The sequence below is a fragment of the Klebsiella sp. K5-306 genome (assembly GCF_051835185.1).
GTDB lineage: Bacteria > Pseudomonadota > Gammaproteobacteria > Enterobacterales > Enterobacteriaceae > Klebsiella > Klebsiella oxytoca.
The window spans coordinates 114,443-132,701 of sequence record NZ_JAIFJY010000017.1 but is presented as its reverse complement, the minus strand read 5'-3'; the positions used below and the strand labels follow the sequence as shown (position 1 = coordinate 132,701).

The window sequence follows — 18,259 nt, the reverse complement described above, 5'->3', positions numbered from 1 at the left end:
ATTTTTTGCCAGGTCGAGACCAATACGTTTAATATTCATGATGGACACCTCCTCCAGTTAACTGTAGGTACACCTCAGTCTGGCACTTTGATGCCGTAAGGGGGAGGTGTCCATCACATCGGGCTACAGGCTCACCACCGTCTGCGGCTGGGTAGCCCGGATAAGGCGCTTCGCGCCGCAATCCGGGGTTTGACCAATAAAAAGCCGGCGCAGAGCGCCGGCTTTTTATTTACCGCTTTCGCCGTCAGGCATTCGCCGCCGGTTTTTGCTCGCTGGATTTGGTGTTTTCCAGCATCCGGCGCACCGGAACAATCAGCAGGCACAGCACCGCGGCGCAGATCAGCAGCGCAATGGAGCAGCGTGCGAACAGGTCAGGCAGCATATCCAGCTGATCGGCCTTCACGTGACCGCCAATCAGACCCGCCGCCAGGTTCCCCAGGGCGCTGGCGCAGAACCACAGCCCCATCATCTGGCCGCGCATTCTTTCCGGCGCCAGCAGAGTCATGGTCGCGAGACCAATCGGACTGAGGCACAGCTCGCCCAGCGTCAGCATCAGAATGCTGCCCACCAGCCACATCGGCGAAACGCCCGCGCCGTTGTTGCTCAGGACATTTTGCGCCGCCAGCATCATCAGGCCAAAGCCCGCCGCCGCGCACAAAATACCGATAACAAACTTGGTGATGCTGCTCGGACGTACGTTTTTGCGCGCCAGCGCAGGCCAGGCCCAGCTAAATACCGGCGCCAGCAGAATGATAAACAGGGCGTTAATCGACTGGAACCACACCGCCGGGATCTCGAACGAGCCGATCGTACGGTTGGTATAGTCGTTAGCGAACAGGTTAAACGAGGTCGGTTTCTGCTCAAACGCTGACCAGAAAAAGGCCGCCGAAATCAGCAGGATAAAGCATACCAGCAGGCGAGCGCGCTCTTTACGGCTCAGCCCGGCGAAGACGAACAGGTAGATAAAATAGAGCACCACCGACGCCGCAATCACGTAGACCAGCACGCTGGCCACCGCCACCGGGTTAATCACGATAACGCCCTGGGCAATCAACGCGACAATAACCGCTACGCCTACCGTCAGCGCCAGTAGCCATGCGCCGACGCCGTTTCGTTTCACTACCGGGCTGTTCCAGGTGGAATCGAGGCCGACTTCGCTGTCATAGCGTTTCATCGCCGGGACGGCAAAGACGCGGAAGATTATCAGCGCGACCAGCATCCCGATGCCGCCGATGCCAAAGCCCCAGTGCCAGCCGTGGGATTTGATCAGCCAGCCGGAGATCAGCGGGGCGATAAACGAGCCCATGTTGATGCCCATGTAGAACAGCGAGAAGCCGCCATCGCGGCGCGCATCGCCTTTCTTGTACAGCGTACCAACCATCACCGAAATACAGGTTTTGAACAGGCCGGAACCGAGCACGATAAACATCAGGCCGATAAAGAACAGGCTATCGCCCATCACCGCCGACAGCGCGATGGAGAGATGGCCCAGCGCGATCAGTATCGAACCATACCAGACCGCTTTTTGTTGCCCGAGCCAGTTGTCCGCCAGCCAGCCGCCGGGCAGCGCGGCAAGATACATGGTCCCGGCAAAAATCCCGACGATGGCCGAAGCGTTCTCACGCGCCAGCCCCATCCCGCCGTCATAGACGGTGGCCGCCATAAACAGGATCAGTAATGGACGAATGCCGTAAAACGAGAACCGTTCCCACATTTCGGTGAAAAACAGCGAACCGAGCGGGTAAGGATGACCGAAAAAGGTCCGAGATTCATTTTTATTAACAGAGGAATGCATAACTTCTCCCAAAGATGTCCGCAGCGCTTTAGCGCAGCGGAAAGCGTGTTGGCCTTTTATACACAAGGCCAATCATTCACATTTAATGTGACGTTATTTAACCATTTGATAACCTAATAATGGTCCTGTCTAGTCCCTTCCCCCAACTTTTTAGATGAAAAGTCGACAAACGTCTACTTTTACAGATTTAAAGTTGGCGAGAGAGGAAATGTGATTGACATCATAAAACAGAGCATCTTAGATATCTTTTTATCTATAAAACATGAAGTTAAGTATAATTATTTTTATAGCTATCCGTGCCGTTCAGCCGACGCTGTTGTCTACCAATAACCTTAATAAATACATGCCTGAGATGCTCAGCGAGGGGAAAGAGCGATAAAATGCACAATTGTCATTGTGAAAAAAACGTTACCCGCAAGAACGGATAAGCCGCTATCCGCTGCCAGCAAGCGAAAGTGGCGCACCGCCCGTCCCCGCGTGGCGAAGAGAAGAATAAATTCGGCTATAAAGTCGCTATTCCGGGCGCCAGAAAGGCGAAGAAGGGATTACGACGTTTTAAGCGACAGAAAGAGGTTTTACTGGCATATAAAACAAATGCGTCACGGATCGCTCCCGCTCCTGGCGAAGAACGGGCGTGACGCAGAATGGTTAAGACTCCCGGTCGCTATCGGCTGGATTATTTAATCCAGCGATCTTTAATTTCGCTGTATTCAGGGGAAGCCATCACTTTCTCCAGCGCCTGGTTGATCTCCGCCAGCAGCGGATTGCCCTTACGCAGCGCAATGCCCAGCCCTTTGCCGTAATACTCCGGGTCGGTGGCGCGCTCATCCATGATGACGAAATCCGGGTTTTCCTTTAACCAGTTTTTCATCGCCGATACGTCGCCAAACACGCCGTCCAGCCGCCCGTTACGCAGATCGACAAGCGCGTTCAGATAGCTGTCATAGGCCTGCGACGCAATCTCACGATGGCGATCCTGAAGGTAGCGCTGATGGGAAGTGCCGTTCTCCAGACCAAGCTTCTTGCCTTTTAAATCGGCAAAGGTGTGGAAGGTATCTTTGCGCACGACCGCCACCGCCGACAGTTCGTTGAAGTACGGCGTCGAAAAATCCACCTGCTTCTCACGCAGCGGCGTGATATCCATCCCGGCGATCGCCGCATCCATTTTCTTAAAACGCAGTGCCGGAATAAGGCTATCAAAACTCTGATTGGTGAAGCTGCAGGTAGCCTGTAGCTCCTTACATACCGCTCTGGCGATATCAATATCAAAACCCGCCACCTGATTATTGCCGTCGACGAATTCAAACGGCGGATAGGTTGCGCTGGTGCCAAAATGGATCACCCGCTCGGCCGCCAGCGCCGAACCGGTAAATAAACCGAGCGCAAGTGCGAGATAAGCGCCTTTCATAGTCATGCTCCCTGTGATGCCCTCACGATAATTCAGCGTTCTGAAAGATGGTCGGGATTGTTATTTATCGTTGGCGACGAATCGTATTCTTCGCCTGAATCATTATCCGCAATGATCGACCGCTCGGCGCGCGGCCGGTGAAAATCAGCGCAGCCGCCCGAACGGAGAGAAAAATCATACATGAAGTGGCGCGGGTTCTGTAGATTACCCCCGGCTTTTCGGAGGAAATTCGTTAATCATATCCGTGGGTTACCGCAGGCATCACAGCAGAATATGCCAGAGAGGAGGCGCTGCCCCCAACCCAGACAGGTCGTTACGCATTTAATAAAGAGAAAAGTTTTACCACAGAGGCAACGCGTAAAATAAAACGTCTTCTCCCGCTAAATTAGCGCCGCCGGAACCGCACGCTAGAGATGCGCCTCTTCATCCAGAGAGATCACCTGAATGCCGGCATTACGATACGCCTGAACGTCATCAGGCAGACGATCCACCACCACGGTATCAATACGATCCGCGGCGGTAAACTGGGCAAGCGAGGTATTATTCAGCTTGCTGTAGTCGCAGACGATAATCACCTGACTGGCGTGTTCAACCATGCCGCGTTTCGTTTCTGCCAGCATGATATCGGCCACGCAGGCGCCGTGTTTCAGCGACAGCGAATTGGCGCCCATAAACGCTTTATCGACGTTCAGGGTATCAAGTATGGAACGTCCGTTGATCGCCACCACGCAGTGGTATCCCTTCTTGACGATCCCACCCAGCAGAATGGTTTGAATAGAAGGGCTGGCTTCCAGCTCGCGGGCGATTTGGTAATCATTGGTGACCACCGTAACGTTCTGTCGGTCACGAATATTGCGCGCGATATGCAAAGTCGTGGTACCGGTATCCAGCACGATAATGTCGCCATCCTCAACCAGCGCCGCCGCGCGCTGGCCGATCCGCTCTTTCGCGCTGAGGTTAACAATTTCGCGCGCGTCCGAGGCCTGTTCAAAGCTCGCCCGCGTCCGAAGAACGGCGCCGCCGTGGGTACGGGTCAGCAGCCCCTCATCTTCCAGCTGGCGGAGATCGGCACGAATGGTGGCGCCAGATACATTAAAGACGTCACACATCTCAGAAACAGCCACTTTGCGTTTTTCCCTGAGAATACTGAGCAACTTCTCCTGTCTTTCTTCTGCAAACATTCTGCCTCTCTCTTATTTACGGCACGTTACGCGCGATGCGGCGCTGGCTTACCTTTGCGTATCAGTCGGGTCCCACGCTGAGCGCATCCAGCCTATCGTATAAGGCGGCGGATTGCCGGTACAGCGTATCAAAAAGCTCGCTGCAGGCGTGGTAATAATCCCGCAGACGGGGATCTGGCGAAATCAGTTTGTCGAACTGCACCGTCTGGCGCACGCCGCTGGCAAAATCGGCGTACAGCCCCGCGCCAACCCCGGCGATAATACCGCATCCGGTGACGCCATTCTCCTGATTGCGCGTAGATAATATCGGAAGATTGTACGCCGCGGCTTTGATTTCAAGCCACAGCGGGCTGCGCGCGCCGCCGCCGGAAGCGATCATTTGTTGCGGATATTGCCCGCACGCCTGCAGCTGGCGAAGATTGCGCCAGGACGCAAAGGCCACCCCTTCCAGGACCGCGCGGAATAAATGACCGCGGCGATGCTTACGCTGCAGGCCGAAAAACTGCGCCCGCGAGTTCGTGTGTTCGGCCAGGCGTTCTCCGGTCAGATAGGGAAGAAAGAGCAGCCCTTCCGCGCCCGCCGGCACCGCTGCCGCTTCCTGCAAAAGCTGCGGATGCGTAATCTGGTTATCGGCCAGCGCCAGCCGCGCCCAGCGGACGGCATCGCCGCCGGCGTCGAGAATCGTAAATCCGCCCCAGGCCGCGTTAGCCAGATGAAGGTTATTGACCAACGGATGGCGCAACGGCCGCGGCGATACCACCGTAATCAGCGTCGACGTGCCGGTAGAGTCGGACGCCATCCCCGGTTCATACACTCCCGAACCCAGTAAAGAGGCCGCCATATCCGACGTACCGGCAACCACCGGGATACCCGCCGGCAGGCCCGTCAGGCCGGCTGCGCGTGGGGTCACCTGGCCGATTATGTCGCTGGAAAGTTTAAGATCCGGTAGCTGATCGACCCGCAGACCAAACGTTTCGCAGGCTTGCGAAGACCAGGCGCGGGTTTCGCTGTCCATCAGGAAATAGCAGGACGCCTCGCTATAGTCGGTCGCCAGGGCGCCGGTCAGCATGAAATTAATATAGTCCTTCGGCATTAACACTTTGGCGAGCTGCGGCCAGCGCTCCGGGTGATGTTCACGCCACCAGGCTAATTTAAAAGCGGGCCACGCCGCCGCGGGTGGATTATTTAAATGCGCCAGCCACTTCTCCCGCCCTTCGCGCGCGCTAAAGGCATCCACCTGCGGCTGGCTACGCTTATCATTCCACAGCAGCGCCCTGTCCTCCACCAGCTCGCCGCGATCGTCCAGTAGAACGGTACCGTGCATTTGCCCGCAGGCGCCAATAACCGCAATCTGCGCAGCCGTTTCAGGATAGCGGTAAAGCACCTCGCGTATGCAGTCGCAGGCGGCCTGCCACCATAAAGACGGGGCCTGTTCTGACCAACCCGCACGCGGCGTGGTTTGCTCATACTCTCTTTGCGCAAAGCCGATCATCGCGCCGTCAATGCGCAAAATAGCGGCGCGGGTGCTGCCAGTGCCAACATCAATCGTGAGTATTTTATCTTTCATCACTGACTCCGGTGACGTCTTAAAGCGGGCCATCAGGCCCGCGGTCTCTCAGTTTAATCGGCGTTCAGCTCGGGAAAACGTTCCGGATGCTGCTCCAGTTCAGCCAGCACCTTTGTTACTGCGCCATGGCTCATGCCAAAGCGGCGGACGCCAAGCTGGTAGAGCGCGCGCACCGTGGCCAGATCGCGAATGCCTCCTGCCCCTTTGATATCGATTCGGCCTTTAAGCTGGTCGGCAATGATGCTGACTTTTTCCACCGTGGCGCCGGTGGGCGCCCAGCCGGTAGAGGTTTTGACCCACTTCATCCCCACCTCTACGGCGATATCGCACACGCGGCGAATCTGCTCCTCATTGAGATAGTGCGTTTCGAGGATCACTTTAGCCGGTACCGGGGCGGCGGCTTCCACCACGCGGCGCAAATCTTCGCGCACATAGTCATAATCGCCGGATAACACTTTGCCGATATTCACCACCATATCCACTTCGCGGGCGCCGTCGGCAATCAGCTGGCGCACCTCCTGAACCTTGGTGTCGGTGGCATGCCCGCCGCCGGGAAAACCGACCGGCCCGCCAATCATCACCTCTCCCGTGCCCTGCTGCGGCAGCAACGTACTGAGAAAACGCGTCCAGCAGGGCAGAACGTGGACGGAAATAATGTTGTATCGGGCAGCCAGCTCGGCGCAGGCGCGAACGTCCGCTTCGGTACTGGTGGCCTGGACTGCGCTCAGGTCAACTAAACGTGCAAAACGACGGGTTGTTTCATTCATGGTCTTATCCTGCTCTTTGTTTTTAATTGCTTTCATTTAATGCTGTTATTCGGCTTAAATCCATTTAAAAACGCATCAAATGAAAATAACGTGATCGATTTAGCATTTTTTTATTTTCATTTGTTTTTAATTAGCAGGCAAGAAATGAACAGTGCCCTGGCAGAGCGGGCGTAAACGGTCATAAACGGGCGCAAAGGCAATGTTGCATTTATTTTTGTTTGTTTTTGTTTATGCCTGAATCGCGGGCGAGATAGCAAAAACGCTGGCGGCAGTGCAGCCGAAATGCGTGCGCTATCACACTGTCCGGCAGCGAAAAGCTCGCCTTCGCCGGACATTCCCGAGGTCTCAACGCCCTGCGCAAGGGAAAGGTAATCTGATTATGTACTTCAGGAGAGAGCTATGTTGCCGCTGGAACGTCATCGTTTGATTGTTGAACTGCTGGGCCAACGCGGCGTGATGCGGGTAAATGAGATTGCGCAAGCGACTCGGGTCTCAAGGGAAACGATTCGCCGCGATCTGAGCGAGCTGGAACGGAAAGGGATCTTAAATCGGAGCCACGGCGGAGCGCTGGCGGCGGAAAACCCGCTGCCGACGACCCGAGCGGCAGCGTCCGCCCTGCCGGTCGAAGATAGCCAGGGAAGCTTTCAGCAAAGAACGCTGCTGCACAGCGAAGGCAAAATGCGCGTTGCCCGTAAAGCGCTGCAGTTTCTCCAGCCGGGAAAGACCATCGTCCTGGACGGCAGCAGCACCAGCTGGTTTTTGGCCCGGCAGATGCCGGAGATGGCGTTAACGGTTATTACGCCCTCCATCCGCATCTTACAAACCCTGATGAGCCGACGCTCGTTGCATCTCGTGGGGCTGGGGGGCGACTTCTCCCCGACCGAAGAGTCGTTCTTCGGTGAAACTGCCTCACGAACGCTGCGCGAGTATGCCATCGATACGCTCTTTTTCTCCTGCCAGGGTCTGGAGCGCGATAGCGGCTTATATGCGGGTACGGAAGCCCACGCTGCGCTGCTGAAACAGATGATGCTGGCGGCCCGTCAGACCGTGGCATTGGTCGACGGCAGCAAGCTGGGGCGAACAGGCGTCGCGCGCATCGGCGGATTGGGCGAACTGGACTGTCTGGTGACCGAAAAGTTTGTCGATCCGCTGCTGGAAAAAGAGATGACCTGGCATAACGTCGGCCTACAAATCGCCTGAGTACGCCGTCATGACGTGACGGTTAATACGCGCAATGTCGAAACGCTGCTTCCCGCGGCAGGGCCAGACTTTGCCTGAAATCAGCCACTACCGGAATAAATGAGGCCTTATGCGTTATTACCTTTCTCCCTCGCTCATGTGTATGGACATGATGAAGCTGACGGAACAGCTGCACTTTTTAAACGGCAAAGCCGACAGGCTGCATGTCGACATAATGGACGGCCACTATGTCAAAAATCTGGCGCTATCGGCCAGCTTTGTGGCGCAAATTCGTCCCTACACATCGCTTCCCATCGATGTCCACCTGATGGTCGAAGAGCCCGCCTCGTTTATCCCGTCGCTGATAGAAGCCGGCGCTGACGCTATTTCACTGCATCCGGAAACCATCTGCCGCGAAGCCTTCCGGCTCATCAATATGCTTCGCCAGGCGGGGAAAGAGGTGGGCGTGGTGCTCAATCCCGCCACGCCGGTTGAGAGCATCCAGCACTATCTGCATCTGCTCGATAAGGTGACGGTGATGACCGTCGATCCAGGCTATGCCGGTCAGCCTTTTATTCCCGAAATGCTCGCCAAAATCGCGCAGCTTCATCAGCTAAAAGAGAGCGGCAACCTCAGCTTCTTGCTGGAAGTCGACGGCTCATGCAATCGCAACACCTACCGCGAGCTGCTGGGAGCCGGGGCGCAGATATTGGTCATGGGCAGCAGCGGTTTATTCCGCCCGGATATGCCGCTTGAGCAGGCCTGGGAAAAAATGTCCCGCGATCTGTCCGCCGCGCTGCACTCCCCCGAGCTCGTATAAAGGAGCGAATGATGTCAGGAAAAGTCTGTGTTTTTGGTTCATTTAATTTCGACATGGTTGCCAGGGTGGAGCGCTTTCCGGTACCGGGCGAGTCGTTAGTGGCCTGCGGAAGTATGACCAGCGCCGGGGGGAAAGGGGCGAACCAGGCCACCGCCGCGCTAAAAGCGGGGGCGAATGTCCACTATATCGGCAAGATTGGCAATGATACCTTCGGCCATTTTGCCCGCCGTCATCTGAAAGGCGTGGGCTTCAATGCCGTGACGCTGCTGGTCGCCGAAGACGTCCCCACCGGCAACGCGCTGATTTATGTGGCCGGCAATGATGCCGAAAACATGATTGCCGTCGACCCCGGCGCGAATATGACGGTGACCGATGATGAAATCGCCGGCTGCATTCCCGCTATCGGCTGCGCGGATGTGGTGCTGGTTCAGCTGGAGAACAATCTTTCCGCCATTGAGCAGGTCGTTGACGCCGGCAAAGAGGCCGGGGCCTTCGTGGTGCTCAATCCTGCGCCCTGGCAGCCCGTTGAGCACGCCTTTCTAAGCAAAGTGGATCTGCTCACGCCGAACGCCACGGAGGCCGGGTTAATGACCGGGCGCCGGGTTGACTCTCTGGCGGCCGCGGCCGAGGCCGCCGATGCGCTGCATGCTCAGGGCGCGCGCAACGTCATTATCACCCTCGGCGCAAAGGGCGCCCTGCTGAGCGAGCAGGGCGTGAAATCCCCTATTCCGTGCTTTCCTTCTCATCCCCGCGATACCACCGGCGCGGGCGATGCCTTCAACGGCGCGCTGGCGGCGCGACTGGCCTGCGGCGAACCGCTGCATGCCGCAGCCCGATTTGCGGCGGCCTACGCCGCCGTCAGCGTCGAAAAGCAGGGCGCATCATCTTTACCTGAGTACCAGGAGGCACGAGAACGGCTTTTGCGTGCCGCCTCTGATTATGAAATGGCATAAACCCTACTGTATAAAAACCATTAAGAGGATAGCTCAATGAGTACGCTAATCACGGATAAGGTCGATAAAGCGGCGGTCCACAATGAAAAACTGGACACCAGCGCGTATTTACCGCATACCCCCTGGCTGCAATTTTTACTGGTCTGTTGCCTGTTTGCGCTATGGGGGATGGCGGGCAACCTGAATGATATTTTGATCGCCCAGTTTAAAAAGGGCTTCGATTTAACGGATACCCAGACGGCGCTGGTGCAGTCGATTTTTTTCCTCGGCTACTTTTTTGTCGCCCTGCCTGCGGCGGCGCTGATAAAGCGTTATTCCTATAAAGCGGCGATCATTATTGGGCTGTGCCTGTACGCCCTCGGCTGCTTCCTGTTCGTTCCGGCCGCGCAGATCATGACCTACGGCGCGTTCCTCGCCTGCCTGGGGGTGATCGCCTGCGGACTCTCTTTTCTGGAAACATCGGCAAACACCTATTCAAGCCTGCTGGGCCCGATTCAATCGTCCACCCAGCGCATTAACTTTTCGCAGATCTTCAACTCGCTGGGCGTGATTTCCGGCGTGCTGATTGGCCAGGTGATGGTGTTTGGCGAGAACGATCCGAGCCATGAACAGCTGCTGGCGATGCCCGCCGCCGCCGCGGACGCTGCGCGCCATCAAATGGTCGGCCAGGTGGTCGGACCCTATCTGATTATCGGCTCCGTGCTGGTGGTGCTGGCGCTGGTGTTCGTGTTTATTAAATTCCCGTCGTGCAAGGGCACGCCCTCTCAGCAGCAGCAACTCCCGACGGAAAGCATGGGACCTACGCTGAAACGCCTGTTTGCTATCCCGCGCTTTCGCCTCGGGATCCTGTCGCAGTTTTTGTACGTCGGCGCCCAGGTTGGCGTATGGAGCTTCACGATTCGCTTTGTGCAGCTCGTGCAGCAGGGCACCAGCGAGCACTCCGCGACTTACTGGCTGCTGGCTTCTCTGGTGATTTACGCTGTGGGTAAAACCGTGGCCACCTGGTTGATGAACCGCCTGAACCCGGCGCTGCTGCTCGGTAGCTTTGCCCTGGCCGCCACTGTCCTTTTATTGGTTGCCGTATTCAGCAGTTCAATGCTGGCGGTCTATGCGCTCATTCTGGTCAGCTTCTGTATGGCGCCATGCTGGCCGACGAACTTTGGTCTGGTCATCAAAGGGATGGGGAAAGATACCCAGACCGCAGGCTCGATCGTGGTGATGTCGATTATCGGCGGGGCCGTTATTCCGCTGGTGATGGGCATTATCTCGGATATGAACGGCGGCAATATGCAAATCGCCTTTATCGCTCCGCTCCTGTGCTTTGTGTATGTCGCTTTCTATGGTTTCTGGTGCGTGCGTAAGGGGGTATAACATGCGCGAACTTATCAACACGATTGCTCATATTGGCTATCAGGTCAGTGACTTAACGCGTTCGCTTGCCTTCTATGAACCGCTGGGCTTTCAGCGCCAGCAGCGGTTTAGCAAGCCGTCGCCGCAGGGCACTATTGAAGTCGCGTTCCTGGAAATGGCGGGCGCCGTCCTCGAGCTGTATCAGCTTCCCGCAGGAACGCCCTTTGACGCTCCTCGCTGCGGTATCGATCATCTGGCGCTGGAAGTCCGCGACCTGGATGCGGTGCAGCAGCGGCTGGCGGCGCTCGGTTATCCGCTCGATGAAGGGCCGATAGAAGAAGACAACGTGCGCTTCCTGCTTATTCGCGGCCCCGATGGCGAACGGCTCGAGTTCGATGCCTTTAAGCGCTAAGCGGCCGGCCTGATCCCCTTCTCCCTTTTAGGCCCGGTTAATACGGGTCTAAAAGCGGGCTTCCTCAGGCTTTACAAAAGCCTGCCTGATTCCAGATTTTCTCCCCCCCACCCGGCCTCTCCTGCCTATTGTGCAATGTTACAAAATTGCTTCTGTTTTGTTGATTTTCTATTGTGAGCCATTCGGCAATTTCCTCTCCTGAATTTCCCCAGACTACTTCCAGTCAATACGCAATATCAGGAGAGACAAATGAGCAGCACCTCCGCCGACTTCCAGAATCTGTACCAGGCCCTGAGCCACAGCGCCGCCCGTAGCCCGGATGCCCTGGCGCTGGCGTTTGAGGATCGGCGCTATCTGTACCGCGATTTTCACCTGCGGGTACAGCGAGCGATGGCGCAGCTTGACCAGGTCTGGTCGCTGCGCAAAGGCGACCGAATCCTGCTGGCCTGGGGGAATCATCCCGCTTTTTGCGAAGTCCTTTTTGCCGCGCTTGGTCTGGGCATCGAAGTGGTGCCTTTCAGCACTAAGCTTAAGCAGGCCGAGAGCGAGGAGCTGGTGGGCCATATCGCCCCGCGGGTCGTGCTGTTCGATGCGACCGTACAGGACTGGCTGAAACACATCCCCGACGCGCGCGCGGTTTCACTCAGCGAATGGCAGGCGCTCTCACTTCCCGAACCGCTGGCCCGCCAGCCGGTCCCGGTTAACCGCGACGATACGGCGGTGATGATGTTCACCTCCGGTACCACCGGAGAACCGAAAGGGGCGATTATCACGCACAATAACCTGCTCTGCGCGATTGACGCCTATACGCAAAAACTGAATCTCACCGCCGCGGATAGCACCATTCTGGCGGTACCTATCTATCACATCACCGGCCTGTCGGCGCTGCTGGCGCTGTTTATTAGCCTCGGCGCGAGCATCTGGCTTCAGCACCGGTTCAACGCCCCGCAGGTGATCAACACCCTGCGCGAGAAGAACATTACCTTTCTGCACGGCTCGCCAACCATTTTTATCCTGCTGTGCCAGGCCGCGCGCGAGCAGAGCGCCAGCCATCCGGGCGATTTTCCCGCGCTACGCACGATTGCCTGCGGCGCGGGCCACCTGAGCGACGGACTGATCAACGAGTTAAAAACCCTGTTTCCGCATACGGCGATTCAGCCGATCTACGGTCTCACCGAAACGACCTCGCCCGCGACGATTTTTCCGGGCGACGTCTGGGGCAGCGATAAATGCGGCAGTTCGGGCCAGGCGATCCCCGGCCTCGCCATTACGATCCGCAACGATCGCCAGCAGCCCCTCCCCGCCGGGCAAATCGGGCATATCTGGCTAAAAGGCGATGTGGTGATCCGCGAGTACTGGCAGCACAGCGAACGACGCCCGAGCTGCGATGCGCAGGGCTGGTTTTGTACCGGCGATCTGGGCTATCTCGACGACGAAGGCTGGCTGTACATCAAAGACCGCAGCAAGGACATGATCAATCGCGGCGGAGAGAAGATCTACTCGCTGGAGCTGGAGAACATCCTCTCTACCTATCGGGGAGTGCGGGAAGTTGCCGTGATCCCGACCCCCAGCCCGGTCTATGGCGAAGAGCCGGTGGCGTTTATTGTGCCGGACGGCCAGCACCACCTGACCAGCGAAGAGATCCTCGGCTGGCTAAAGGTCAAAATCGCCCGCTTTAAGCTGCCGGCGCGCATTATTTTCACCCGCGTTTTACCGCGTACCCACAACGGCAAAGTGAGCAAACAGCAGCTCAAAACGCGCCTCGCGGAATCCATCATCACGCTATCAACGGAGGATAAAAAGTGAGCAACAAATTTATCGACGCCCATCAAGCGGCGCAGTGGGTCGCCAGCGGCGACACCGTCTGCACCGTCGGGATGACGCTTATCGGCGCGGCGGAGTCCATTTTAAGCGCTATCGAAGCGCGCTTTCTGACCGCGGGCGAACCGCGCGACCTGACGCTGCTGCATGCCGCTGGGCAAAGCGATCGCCAGCGCGGCATCCAGCACTTCGCCCATCCGGGTATGGTGACGCGGCTTATCGGCTCGCACTGGGGCCTGGCGCCGCGCTGGATGGCGATGATCAACAACAACGAAGTGGAAGCCTGGTGCCTGCCGCAGGGGCAGATCGTCCATCTCTATAGCGCGATGGCCGCCGGGCTTACCGGGCGGCTTTCCCCCGTCGGGCTCGGTACCTTTGTCGATCCGCGCATGGAAGGCGGACGGATGAACGCCCGCACCCGCGAACGGTCCGATCTGATCGAGCACGTGACGTTTCGCGGCGACGAATATCTGTTCTACCCGGCCATTCCGCTGGACGTGGTTATTGTGCGCGGCACCCATGCTGATGAAGACGGCAACCTCACGACCGATGAAGAGGTGATGAAGCTGGAAGTTCTGCACGCGGTTCTCGCCGCCAGACGCTATGGGGCGAAGGTGCTGGCGCAGGTGAAATATCGCGTGGCGAAAGGCTCGCTGCATCCGAAAAGCATCACCATTCCCGGCAACCTGATCGACGCCATTGTGGTGTGCGAAGAGCCGCAAGCGGATCATCGCCAGACCTCCAGCTGGGACTTCGATCCGGCGCTGTGCGGCGATATCCAGCTACCCGCCGCGCAGAACGCGCCGCTGCCGCTCGACCTGCGCAAGCTTATCGGGCGAATTGCCTGCCGCTACCTGACGCCAGGCTGCGTCATCAATCTCGGCACCGGCATTCCCAACGATGTTATTGGCGCCATCATTCACGAAGAACGGCTCGGCGAGCAGGTCACCATCACCGTGGAATCAGGGATCTACGGCGGGCAGCAGGCGGGCGGCGTTGATTTCGGCATTGGTCGTAACCTGAGCGCGATGATAAGCCACCAGGATCAAATGCTTTATTACAACGGCGCGGGGGTCGATATCACCTTTATGGGCGCCGGCGAGATGGACCCGCACGGCCACGTCAACGCCACGCGGCTCGGCGCATCCTGCCCCGGCGCGGGCGGTTTTATCGATATCACCCAGAATGCCCGCCACGTCGTGTTCTGCTCCTCTTTTACCGCCAAAGGGCTGGAGATCGCCTGTGAACAAGGGGCCCTGCATATCCGGCGCGAAGGCGAGGTACGTAAATTCGTCGCCGGGGTTAATCAGATTTCTTACAACGGCGAGCTGGCCCGCGCCAAAGGACAAACTATGCATTACGTCACTGAGCGGGCGGTTTTCGAACTACGCCCGGAGGGGCCGGTGCTGACGGAAATCGCCCCCGGTATCGATCTTGAGCGCGACATCCTGGCGCATATGGATTTTCGTCCGGCGATCGCCGCGGATCTTCAGGTTATGGACAGTCGCTTGTTCACCCCGCAGCCCTGCGGCCTCGCGGAACATCTGTCCCGGAATTCATCTTCTGACTCACAAGGAAATTAGCTATGAAACTTGCCAGTAAAACCGCCATTGTTACCGGCGCCGCGCGCGGTATCGGCTTTGGCATTGCTCAGGTGCTTGCGCGGGAAGGCGCGCGAGTGATCATCGCCGATCGCGACGCGCACGGCGAAGCCGCCGCCGCGTCCCTGCGCGAATCGGGCGCACAGGCGCTGTTTATCAGCTGCAATATCGGTGAAAAAGCGCAGGTCGAAGCGCTGTTTTCCCAGGCCGAAGAGGCGTTTGGCCCGGTGGATATTGTGGTGAATAACGCCGGAATCAACCGCGACGCCATGCTGCACAAACTCTCCGAAGCGGACTGGGACACGGTGATCGATGTCAATCTGAAGGGCACTTTTCTCTGTATGCAGCAGGCCGCCATCCGCATGCGCGAGCGCGGCGCGGGCCGCATTATCAATATCGCTTCCGCCAGCTGGCTTGGCAACGTCGGACAAACCAACTATTCGGCGTCAAAAGCCGGCGTGGTGGGAATGACCAAAACCGCCTGCCGCGAATTGGCGAAAAAAGGCGTCACGGTTAATGCCATCTGCCCGGGCTTTATCGATACCGATATGACGCGCGGCGTCCCGGAAAACGTCTGGCAAATCATGATCAACAAAATCCCTGCGGGCTACGCCGGGGAGGCGAAAGACGTTGGCGAGTGCGTGGCGTTTCTGGCGTCTGACGGCGCGCGCTATATCAACGGTGAAGTGATTAACGTCGGCGGCGGCATGGTGCTGTAAGGAGAAAAACGATGACACAGGCTAATGATATTGTGGTTGTCAGCGGCGTCCGTACCGCTATTGGCACGTTTAATGGCAGTCTTAAGCATACCCACCAGCATGACCTCGGAGCAGCGGTCATTCGCGAAGCGATCGCCCGCGCCGGACTTGCGCCGCAGGATATCGACGAAACGATCGTCGGCAACGTCGGGCAAATCGCCGAAAGCGGTTTTATCGCCCGCATCTGCCAGCTGCGGGCGGGGATCCCGCAGGAGAGCACCGCGTATTCGGTTAACCGCCAGTGCGGCTCCGGACTTCAGGCCCTGGCGGACGGCATGATGCAGCTGCAAAGCGGCCAGGCCGAGGTGGTCGTCGCCTGCGGAACGGAAAATATGACCCAGTTGCCCTACTACCTGCGCAAAGCGCGCGATGGCTATCGCATGGGCCACGGCGAGCTGGAAGATGGACTGATCTCCATCCTCACCTGGCCGGAAGGGCCTTATCACAACGGCATCACGGCGGAAAACGTTGCGCAACGCTTCGGTATTACCCGTGAAGCGATGGACGATTTCGCCTGGTCGAGCCAGCAGAAGGCGCTGAAGGCGATCGCTGAGGATCGCTTCCGCGAGCAGATTCTGGCCCTTGAGGTGCCGGACGGCAAAAAAGCGATCCGCCTGTTCGCGACCGATGAACACCCGCGCGACACCCCGCGCGAAAAGCTCGCCGCGCTGCGTCCGGCATTTAAAGCCGACGGCGTGGTGACGGCGGCCAACTCCTCCGGCATTAACGACGGCGCGGCCGCGCTGGTGATGATGACCCGCCAGCAGGCGGAACAGCGCGGCTTAACTCCGCGCATGCGCATTCGCGGCTGGGCGGTCGCCGGCTGCGGCGCGGAGATTATGGGGTTTGGCCCCTCTCCCGCCACCCGACGCCTGATGGATCGTCTCAATATGGATGTTCACGCCATCGATTTAATTGAACTCAATGAGGCCTTCGCCGCCCAGGCGCTGGCGGTGATGAACGATCTGCGTCTCGATCCAGCCCGCGTTAACGTCAACGGCGGCGCGATCGCCCTCGGCCACCCGGTGGGCGCCAGCGGTGCGATCCTGCCGGTCAAACTGATGTATGAAATGGCGCGCAGCGGCGCGCGCACCGGTCTGGTCACCATGTGCATCGGCGGCGGCCAGGGGATTTCTATGCTGTTCGAGCGCGAAGGCGCTTAGGAAAAGACGGCCCGAAGTGGGGCTTCGGGCCGGGCGTCGTTCGGGTCAGCACCCGGCGACAACCTGTGAGCTGACGAACGGGATCGTCTCGATCCCGGCAAGGCTTCTGACCACGAATACGGGGAAATAATAACCATGTCCGCAATAAATGAAAAGGCGGTAAACGGGACGCCACTACAGCGCACCCATAAAAAGATCTACCGCCATTTGATGCCGCTGCTTATCGTGGCGTACATCATCAGCTTTATTGATCGTACCAATATTGGCATGGCGAAAGCGACCATGTCGGTGGATATCGGCCTTTCCGCAACCGCATTCGGCCTCGGGGCCGGGTTGTTTTTTCTCACCTACGCGGTGCTGGAGATCCCCAGCAACCTGTTTTTAACCCGGATTGGCGCGCGGCGCTGGATCGCCCGCATCATGATCACCTGGGGGATCATCTCCTGCGGTATGGCGTTTGTCACCGGGCCTACGTCCTTTTACGTGATGCGCCTTTTGCTCGGCGCTGCCGAAGCGGGGCTCTATCCGGGCATTATTTACTACCTGACCCTCTGGTTTGGCCGCGAAGAGCGCGCTAAAGCCACCGGTCTGTTCCTGCTGGGGGTCTGCCTGGCCAACATTATCGGCGCGCCGCTGGGCGGTTTGTTATTAAGCCTTGATGGAATGTCCGGCTGGCACGGCTGGCAGTGGATGTTCTTTATCGAAGGGCTGCCCGCGATAGCGCTGGCTTTCGTCGTCTGGCGCAGACTGCCGGATAAACCGGCCGACGCCCGCTGGCTGGACAGCGACGACGTGCAGGCTATCAACGCGGTACTGGAGAAAGAAGCCGAGGAGACGCGCCATACGCCAAGCCGATTTTCCCTGAAAACCGCGCTCACCACCCGGGTGTTTTTGTTACTGGTGCTGATTTACTTTACCCATCAGTTTTCGGTTTACGGCCTGAGTTATTTCCTGCCGGGGATCATCGGTAGCTGGGGCCAGCTTACTCCGCTGCAGATCGGTCTGCTGACCGCCATCCCGTGGATCGCAGCCGCCGCTGGCGGGATCCTGCTGCCGCGTTTCGCCCGGACGGAACAGCGTTCGCGCAGCATGCTGATGGCCGGATATCTGGTCATGGCGACCGGCATGGCGATTGGCGCGATTGCCGGCCACGGCGTGGCGCTGCTTGGCTTCTCGCTGGCCGCCTTCATGTTCTTCGCCATGCAATCCATCATTTTTAACTGGCTCCCCTCGATCATGAGCGGGCATATGCTGGCGGGCAGCTTCGGCCTGCTTAACTGCCTCGGGCTGTGCGGGGGCTTTCTCGGGCCGTTTATTCTCGGCGCGTTTGAGGATCGCACCGGCGCGGCAACGTCCGGCTTATGGTTCGCCGTCGCGCTACTGATCATCGGCGCGCTGGTGTCTCTGTTCATCAAAAGTTCGTCATCCCCTGGCAGAGCATCGGCAAAACAAGCCGGCGGCGAAAAAGCGTAATCAGGAGGTCC

Annotated in this window: 15 protein-coding genes; 10 read left to right on the top strand and 5 right to left on the bottom strand. The window is 58.1% G+C overall.

The annotated features are described in order from the left end of the window. Window positions 1–244: 244 nt before the first annotated feature. The 5 genes from K2184_RS23045 to deoC form a co-directional block, all read right to left on the bottom strand. A complete protein-coding gene (locus K2184_RS23045) occupies window positions 245–1,795 on the bottom strand; it encodes a peptide MFS transporter (protein WP_004115211.1) in 1,551 nt (516 codons plus the stop codon). Between the two features lie 676 nt (window positions 1,796–2,471). Continuing rightward, complete coding sequence (locus K2184_RS23040; RefSeq protein WP_016809709.1) at window positions 2,472–3,203, bottom strand: arginine ABC transporter substrate-binding protein; 732 nt, start codon at window positions 3,201–3,203, stop codon at window positions 2,472–2,474. 407 nt (window positions 3,204–3,610) lie between these two features. Next, window positions 3,611–4,384: a DeoR/GlpR family DNA-binding transcription regulator gene (locus K2184_RS23035; protein ID WP_032729042.1), complete on the bottom strand. Its 774-nt coding sequence runs from the start codon at window positions 4,382–4,384 to the stop codon at window positions 3,611–3,613. A 61-nt stretch (window positions 4,385–4,445) separates the two neighbouring features. Further along, window positions 4,446–5,951 (bottom strand): xylulokinase, encoded by a 1,506-nt coding sequence (locus K2184_RS23030; protein ID WP_023330022.1) that lies wholly within the window; start codon window positions 5,949–5,951, stop codon window positions 4,446–4,448. Between the two features lie 53 nt (window positions 5,952–6,004). Continuing rightward, window positions 6,005–6,754, bottom strand: coding sequence for a deoxyribose-phosphate aldolase (gene deoC, locus K2184_RS23025; protein WP_032705146.1), 750 nt, complete (start codon window positions 6,752–6,754; stop codon window positions 6,005–6,007). Window positions 6,755–7,117: 363 nt separating this feature from the next. Here deoC and K2184_RS23020 point away from each other — a divergent pair, with 363 nt between their 5' ends. From K2184_RS23020 to K2184_RS22975, 10 genes are all read left to right on the top strand, one after another. Beyond that, a complete protein-coding gene (locus K2184_RS23020; protein ID WP_004105414.1) occupies window positions 7,118–7,918 on the top strand; it encodes a DeoR/GlpR family DNA-binding transcription regulator in 801 nt (266 codons plus the stop codon). 109 nt (window positions 7,919–8,027) lie between these two features. Beyond that, complete coding sequence (alsE, locus tag K2184_RS23015) at window positions 8,028–8,717, top strand: D-allulose 6-phosphate 3-epimerase (RefSeq protein ID WP_004115216.1); 690 nt, start codon at window positions 8,028–8,030, stop codon at window positions 8,715–8,717. A gap of 11 nt (window positions 8,718–8,728) precedes the next feature. After that, entirely contained in the window at window positions 8,729–9,670 is a 942-nt protein-coding gene (locus K2184_RS23010) for a ribokinase (protein ID WP_016809705.1), read from the top strand. Window positions 9,671–9,706: 36 nt separating this feature from the next. Continuing rightward, the gene (gene fucP / locus K2184_RS23005) at window positions 9,707–11,041 is read left to right on the top strand and encodes an L-fucose:H+ symporter permease (RefSeq protein WP_004105419.1); all 1,335 of its coding nucleotides are present in this window, start codon (window positions 9,707–9,709) and stop codon (window positions 11,039–11,041) included. A gap of 1 nt (window position 11,042) precedes the next feature. Continuing rightward, the gene (locus tag K2184_RS23000; protein ID WP_004105420.1) at window positions 11,043–11,432 is read left to right on the top strand and encodes a VOC family protein; all 390 of its coding nucleotides are present in this window, start codon (window positions 11,043–11,045) and stop codon (window positions 11,430–11,432) included. A gap of 249 nt (window positions 11,433–11,681) precedes the next feature. Continuing rightward, entirely contained in the window at window positions 11,682–13,238 is a 1,557-nt protein-coding gene (locus tag K2184_RS22995; RefSeq protein ID WP_163525466.1) for a class I adenylate-forming enzyme family protein, read from the top strand. After that, a complete protein-coding gene (locus tag K2184_RS22990; protein ID WP_163525465.1) occupies window positions 13,235–14,836 on the top strand; it encodes an acyl CoA:acetate/3-ketoacid CoA transferase in 1,602 nt (533 codons plus the stop codon). Before K2184_RS22995 ends, K2184_RS22990 begins: the two co-directional genes overlap by 4 nt. Window positions 14,837–14,838: 2 nt before the next feature. Next, window positions 14,839–15,573, top strand: a complete 735-nt coding sequence (fabG, locus tag K2184_RS22985; RefSeq protein WP_032720110.1) for a 3-oxoacyl-ACP reductase FabG — start codon at window positions 14,839–14,841, stop codon at window positions 15,571–15,573. A gap of 11 nt (window positions 15,574–15,584) precedes the next feature. Next, on the top strand, window positions 15,585–16,775 hold the full coding sequence (locus tag K2184_RS22980; protein WP_163525463.1) for a thiolase family protein: 1,191 nt from the start codon (window positions 15,585–15,587) through the stop codon (window positions 16,773–16,775). Between the two features lie 135 nt (window positions 16,776–16,910). Beyond that, window positions 16,911–18,248 carry an MFS transporter gene (locus tag K2184_RS22975; protein WP_004105428.1) on the top strand — a complete coding sequence of 446 codons (1,338 nt, stop codon included), beginning with the start codon at window positions 16,911–16,913 and terminating at the stop codon, window positions 18,246–18,248. Window positions 18,249–18,259 lie beyond the last annotated feature (11 nt).

What these genes read in the sequence shown, in the direction of transcription:
- alsE (WP_004115216.1), top strand. Translation starts at nt 8,028, where the DNA reads ATGCGTTATTACCTTTCTCCCTCGCTCATGTGTATGGACATGATGAAG.
- K2184_RS22995 (WP_163525466.1), top strand. Translation starts at nt 11,682, where the DNA reads ATGAGCAGCACCTCCGCCGACTTCCAGAATCTGTACCAGGCCCTGAGC.
- K2184_RS22980 (WP_163525463.1), top strand. Translation starts at nt 15,585, where the DNA reads ATGACACAGGCTAATGATATTGTGGTTGTCAGCGGCGTCCGTACCGCT.
- K2184_RS23035 (WP_032729042.1), bottom strand. Translation starts at nt 4,384, where the DNA reads ATGTTTGCAGAAGAAAGACAGGAGAAGTTGCTCAGTATTCTCAGGGAA.
- fucP (WP_004105419.1), top strand. Translation starts at nt 9,707, where the DNA reads ATGAGTACGCTAATCACGGATAAGGTCGATAAAGCGGCGGTCCACAAT.
- K2184_RS23010 (WP_016809705.1), top strand. Translation starts at nt 8,729, where the DNA reads ATGTCAGGAAAAGTCTGTGTTTTTGGTTCATTTAATTTCGACATGGTT.
- deoC (WP_032705146.1), bottom strand. Translation starts at nt 6,754, where the DNA reads ATGAAAGCAATTAAAAACAAAGAGCAGGATAAGACCATGAATGAAACA.
- K2184_RS22975 (WP_004105428.1), top strand. Translation starts at nt 16,911, where the DNA reads ATGTCCGCAATAAATGAAAAGGCGGTAAACGGGACGCCACTACAGCGC.
- fabG (WP_032720110.1), top strand. Translation starts at nt 14,839, where the DNA reads ATGAAACTTGCCAGTAAAACCGCCATTGTTACCGGCGCCGCGCGCGGT.
- K2184_RS23000 (WP_004105420.1), top strand. Translation starts at nt 11,043, where the DNA reads ATGCGCGAACTTATCAACACGATTGCTCATATTGGCTATCAGGTCAGT.
- K2184_RS23020 (WP_004105414.1), top strand. Translation starts at nt 7,118, where the DNA reads ATGTTGCCGCTGGAACGTCATCGTTTGATTGTTGAACTGCTGGGCCAA.
- K2184_RS23030 (WP_023330022.1), bottom strand. Translation starts at nt 5,951, where the DNA reads ATGAAAGATAAAATACTCACGATTGATGTTGGCACTGGCAGCACCCGC.
- K2184_RS23045 (WP_004115211.1), bottom strand. Translation starts at nt 1,795, where the DNA reads ATGCATTCCTCTGTTAATAAAAATGAATCTCGGACCTTTTTCGGTCAT.
- K2184_RS23040 (WP_016809709.1), bottom strand. Translation starts at nt 3,203, where the DNA reads ATGAAAGGCGCTTATCTCGCACTTGCGCTCGGTTTATTTACCGGTTCG.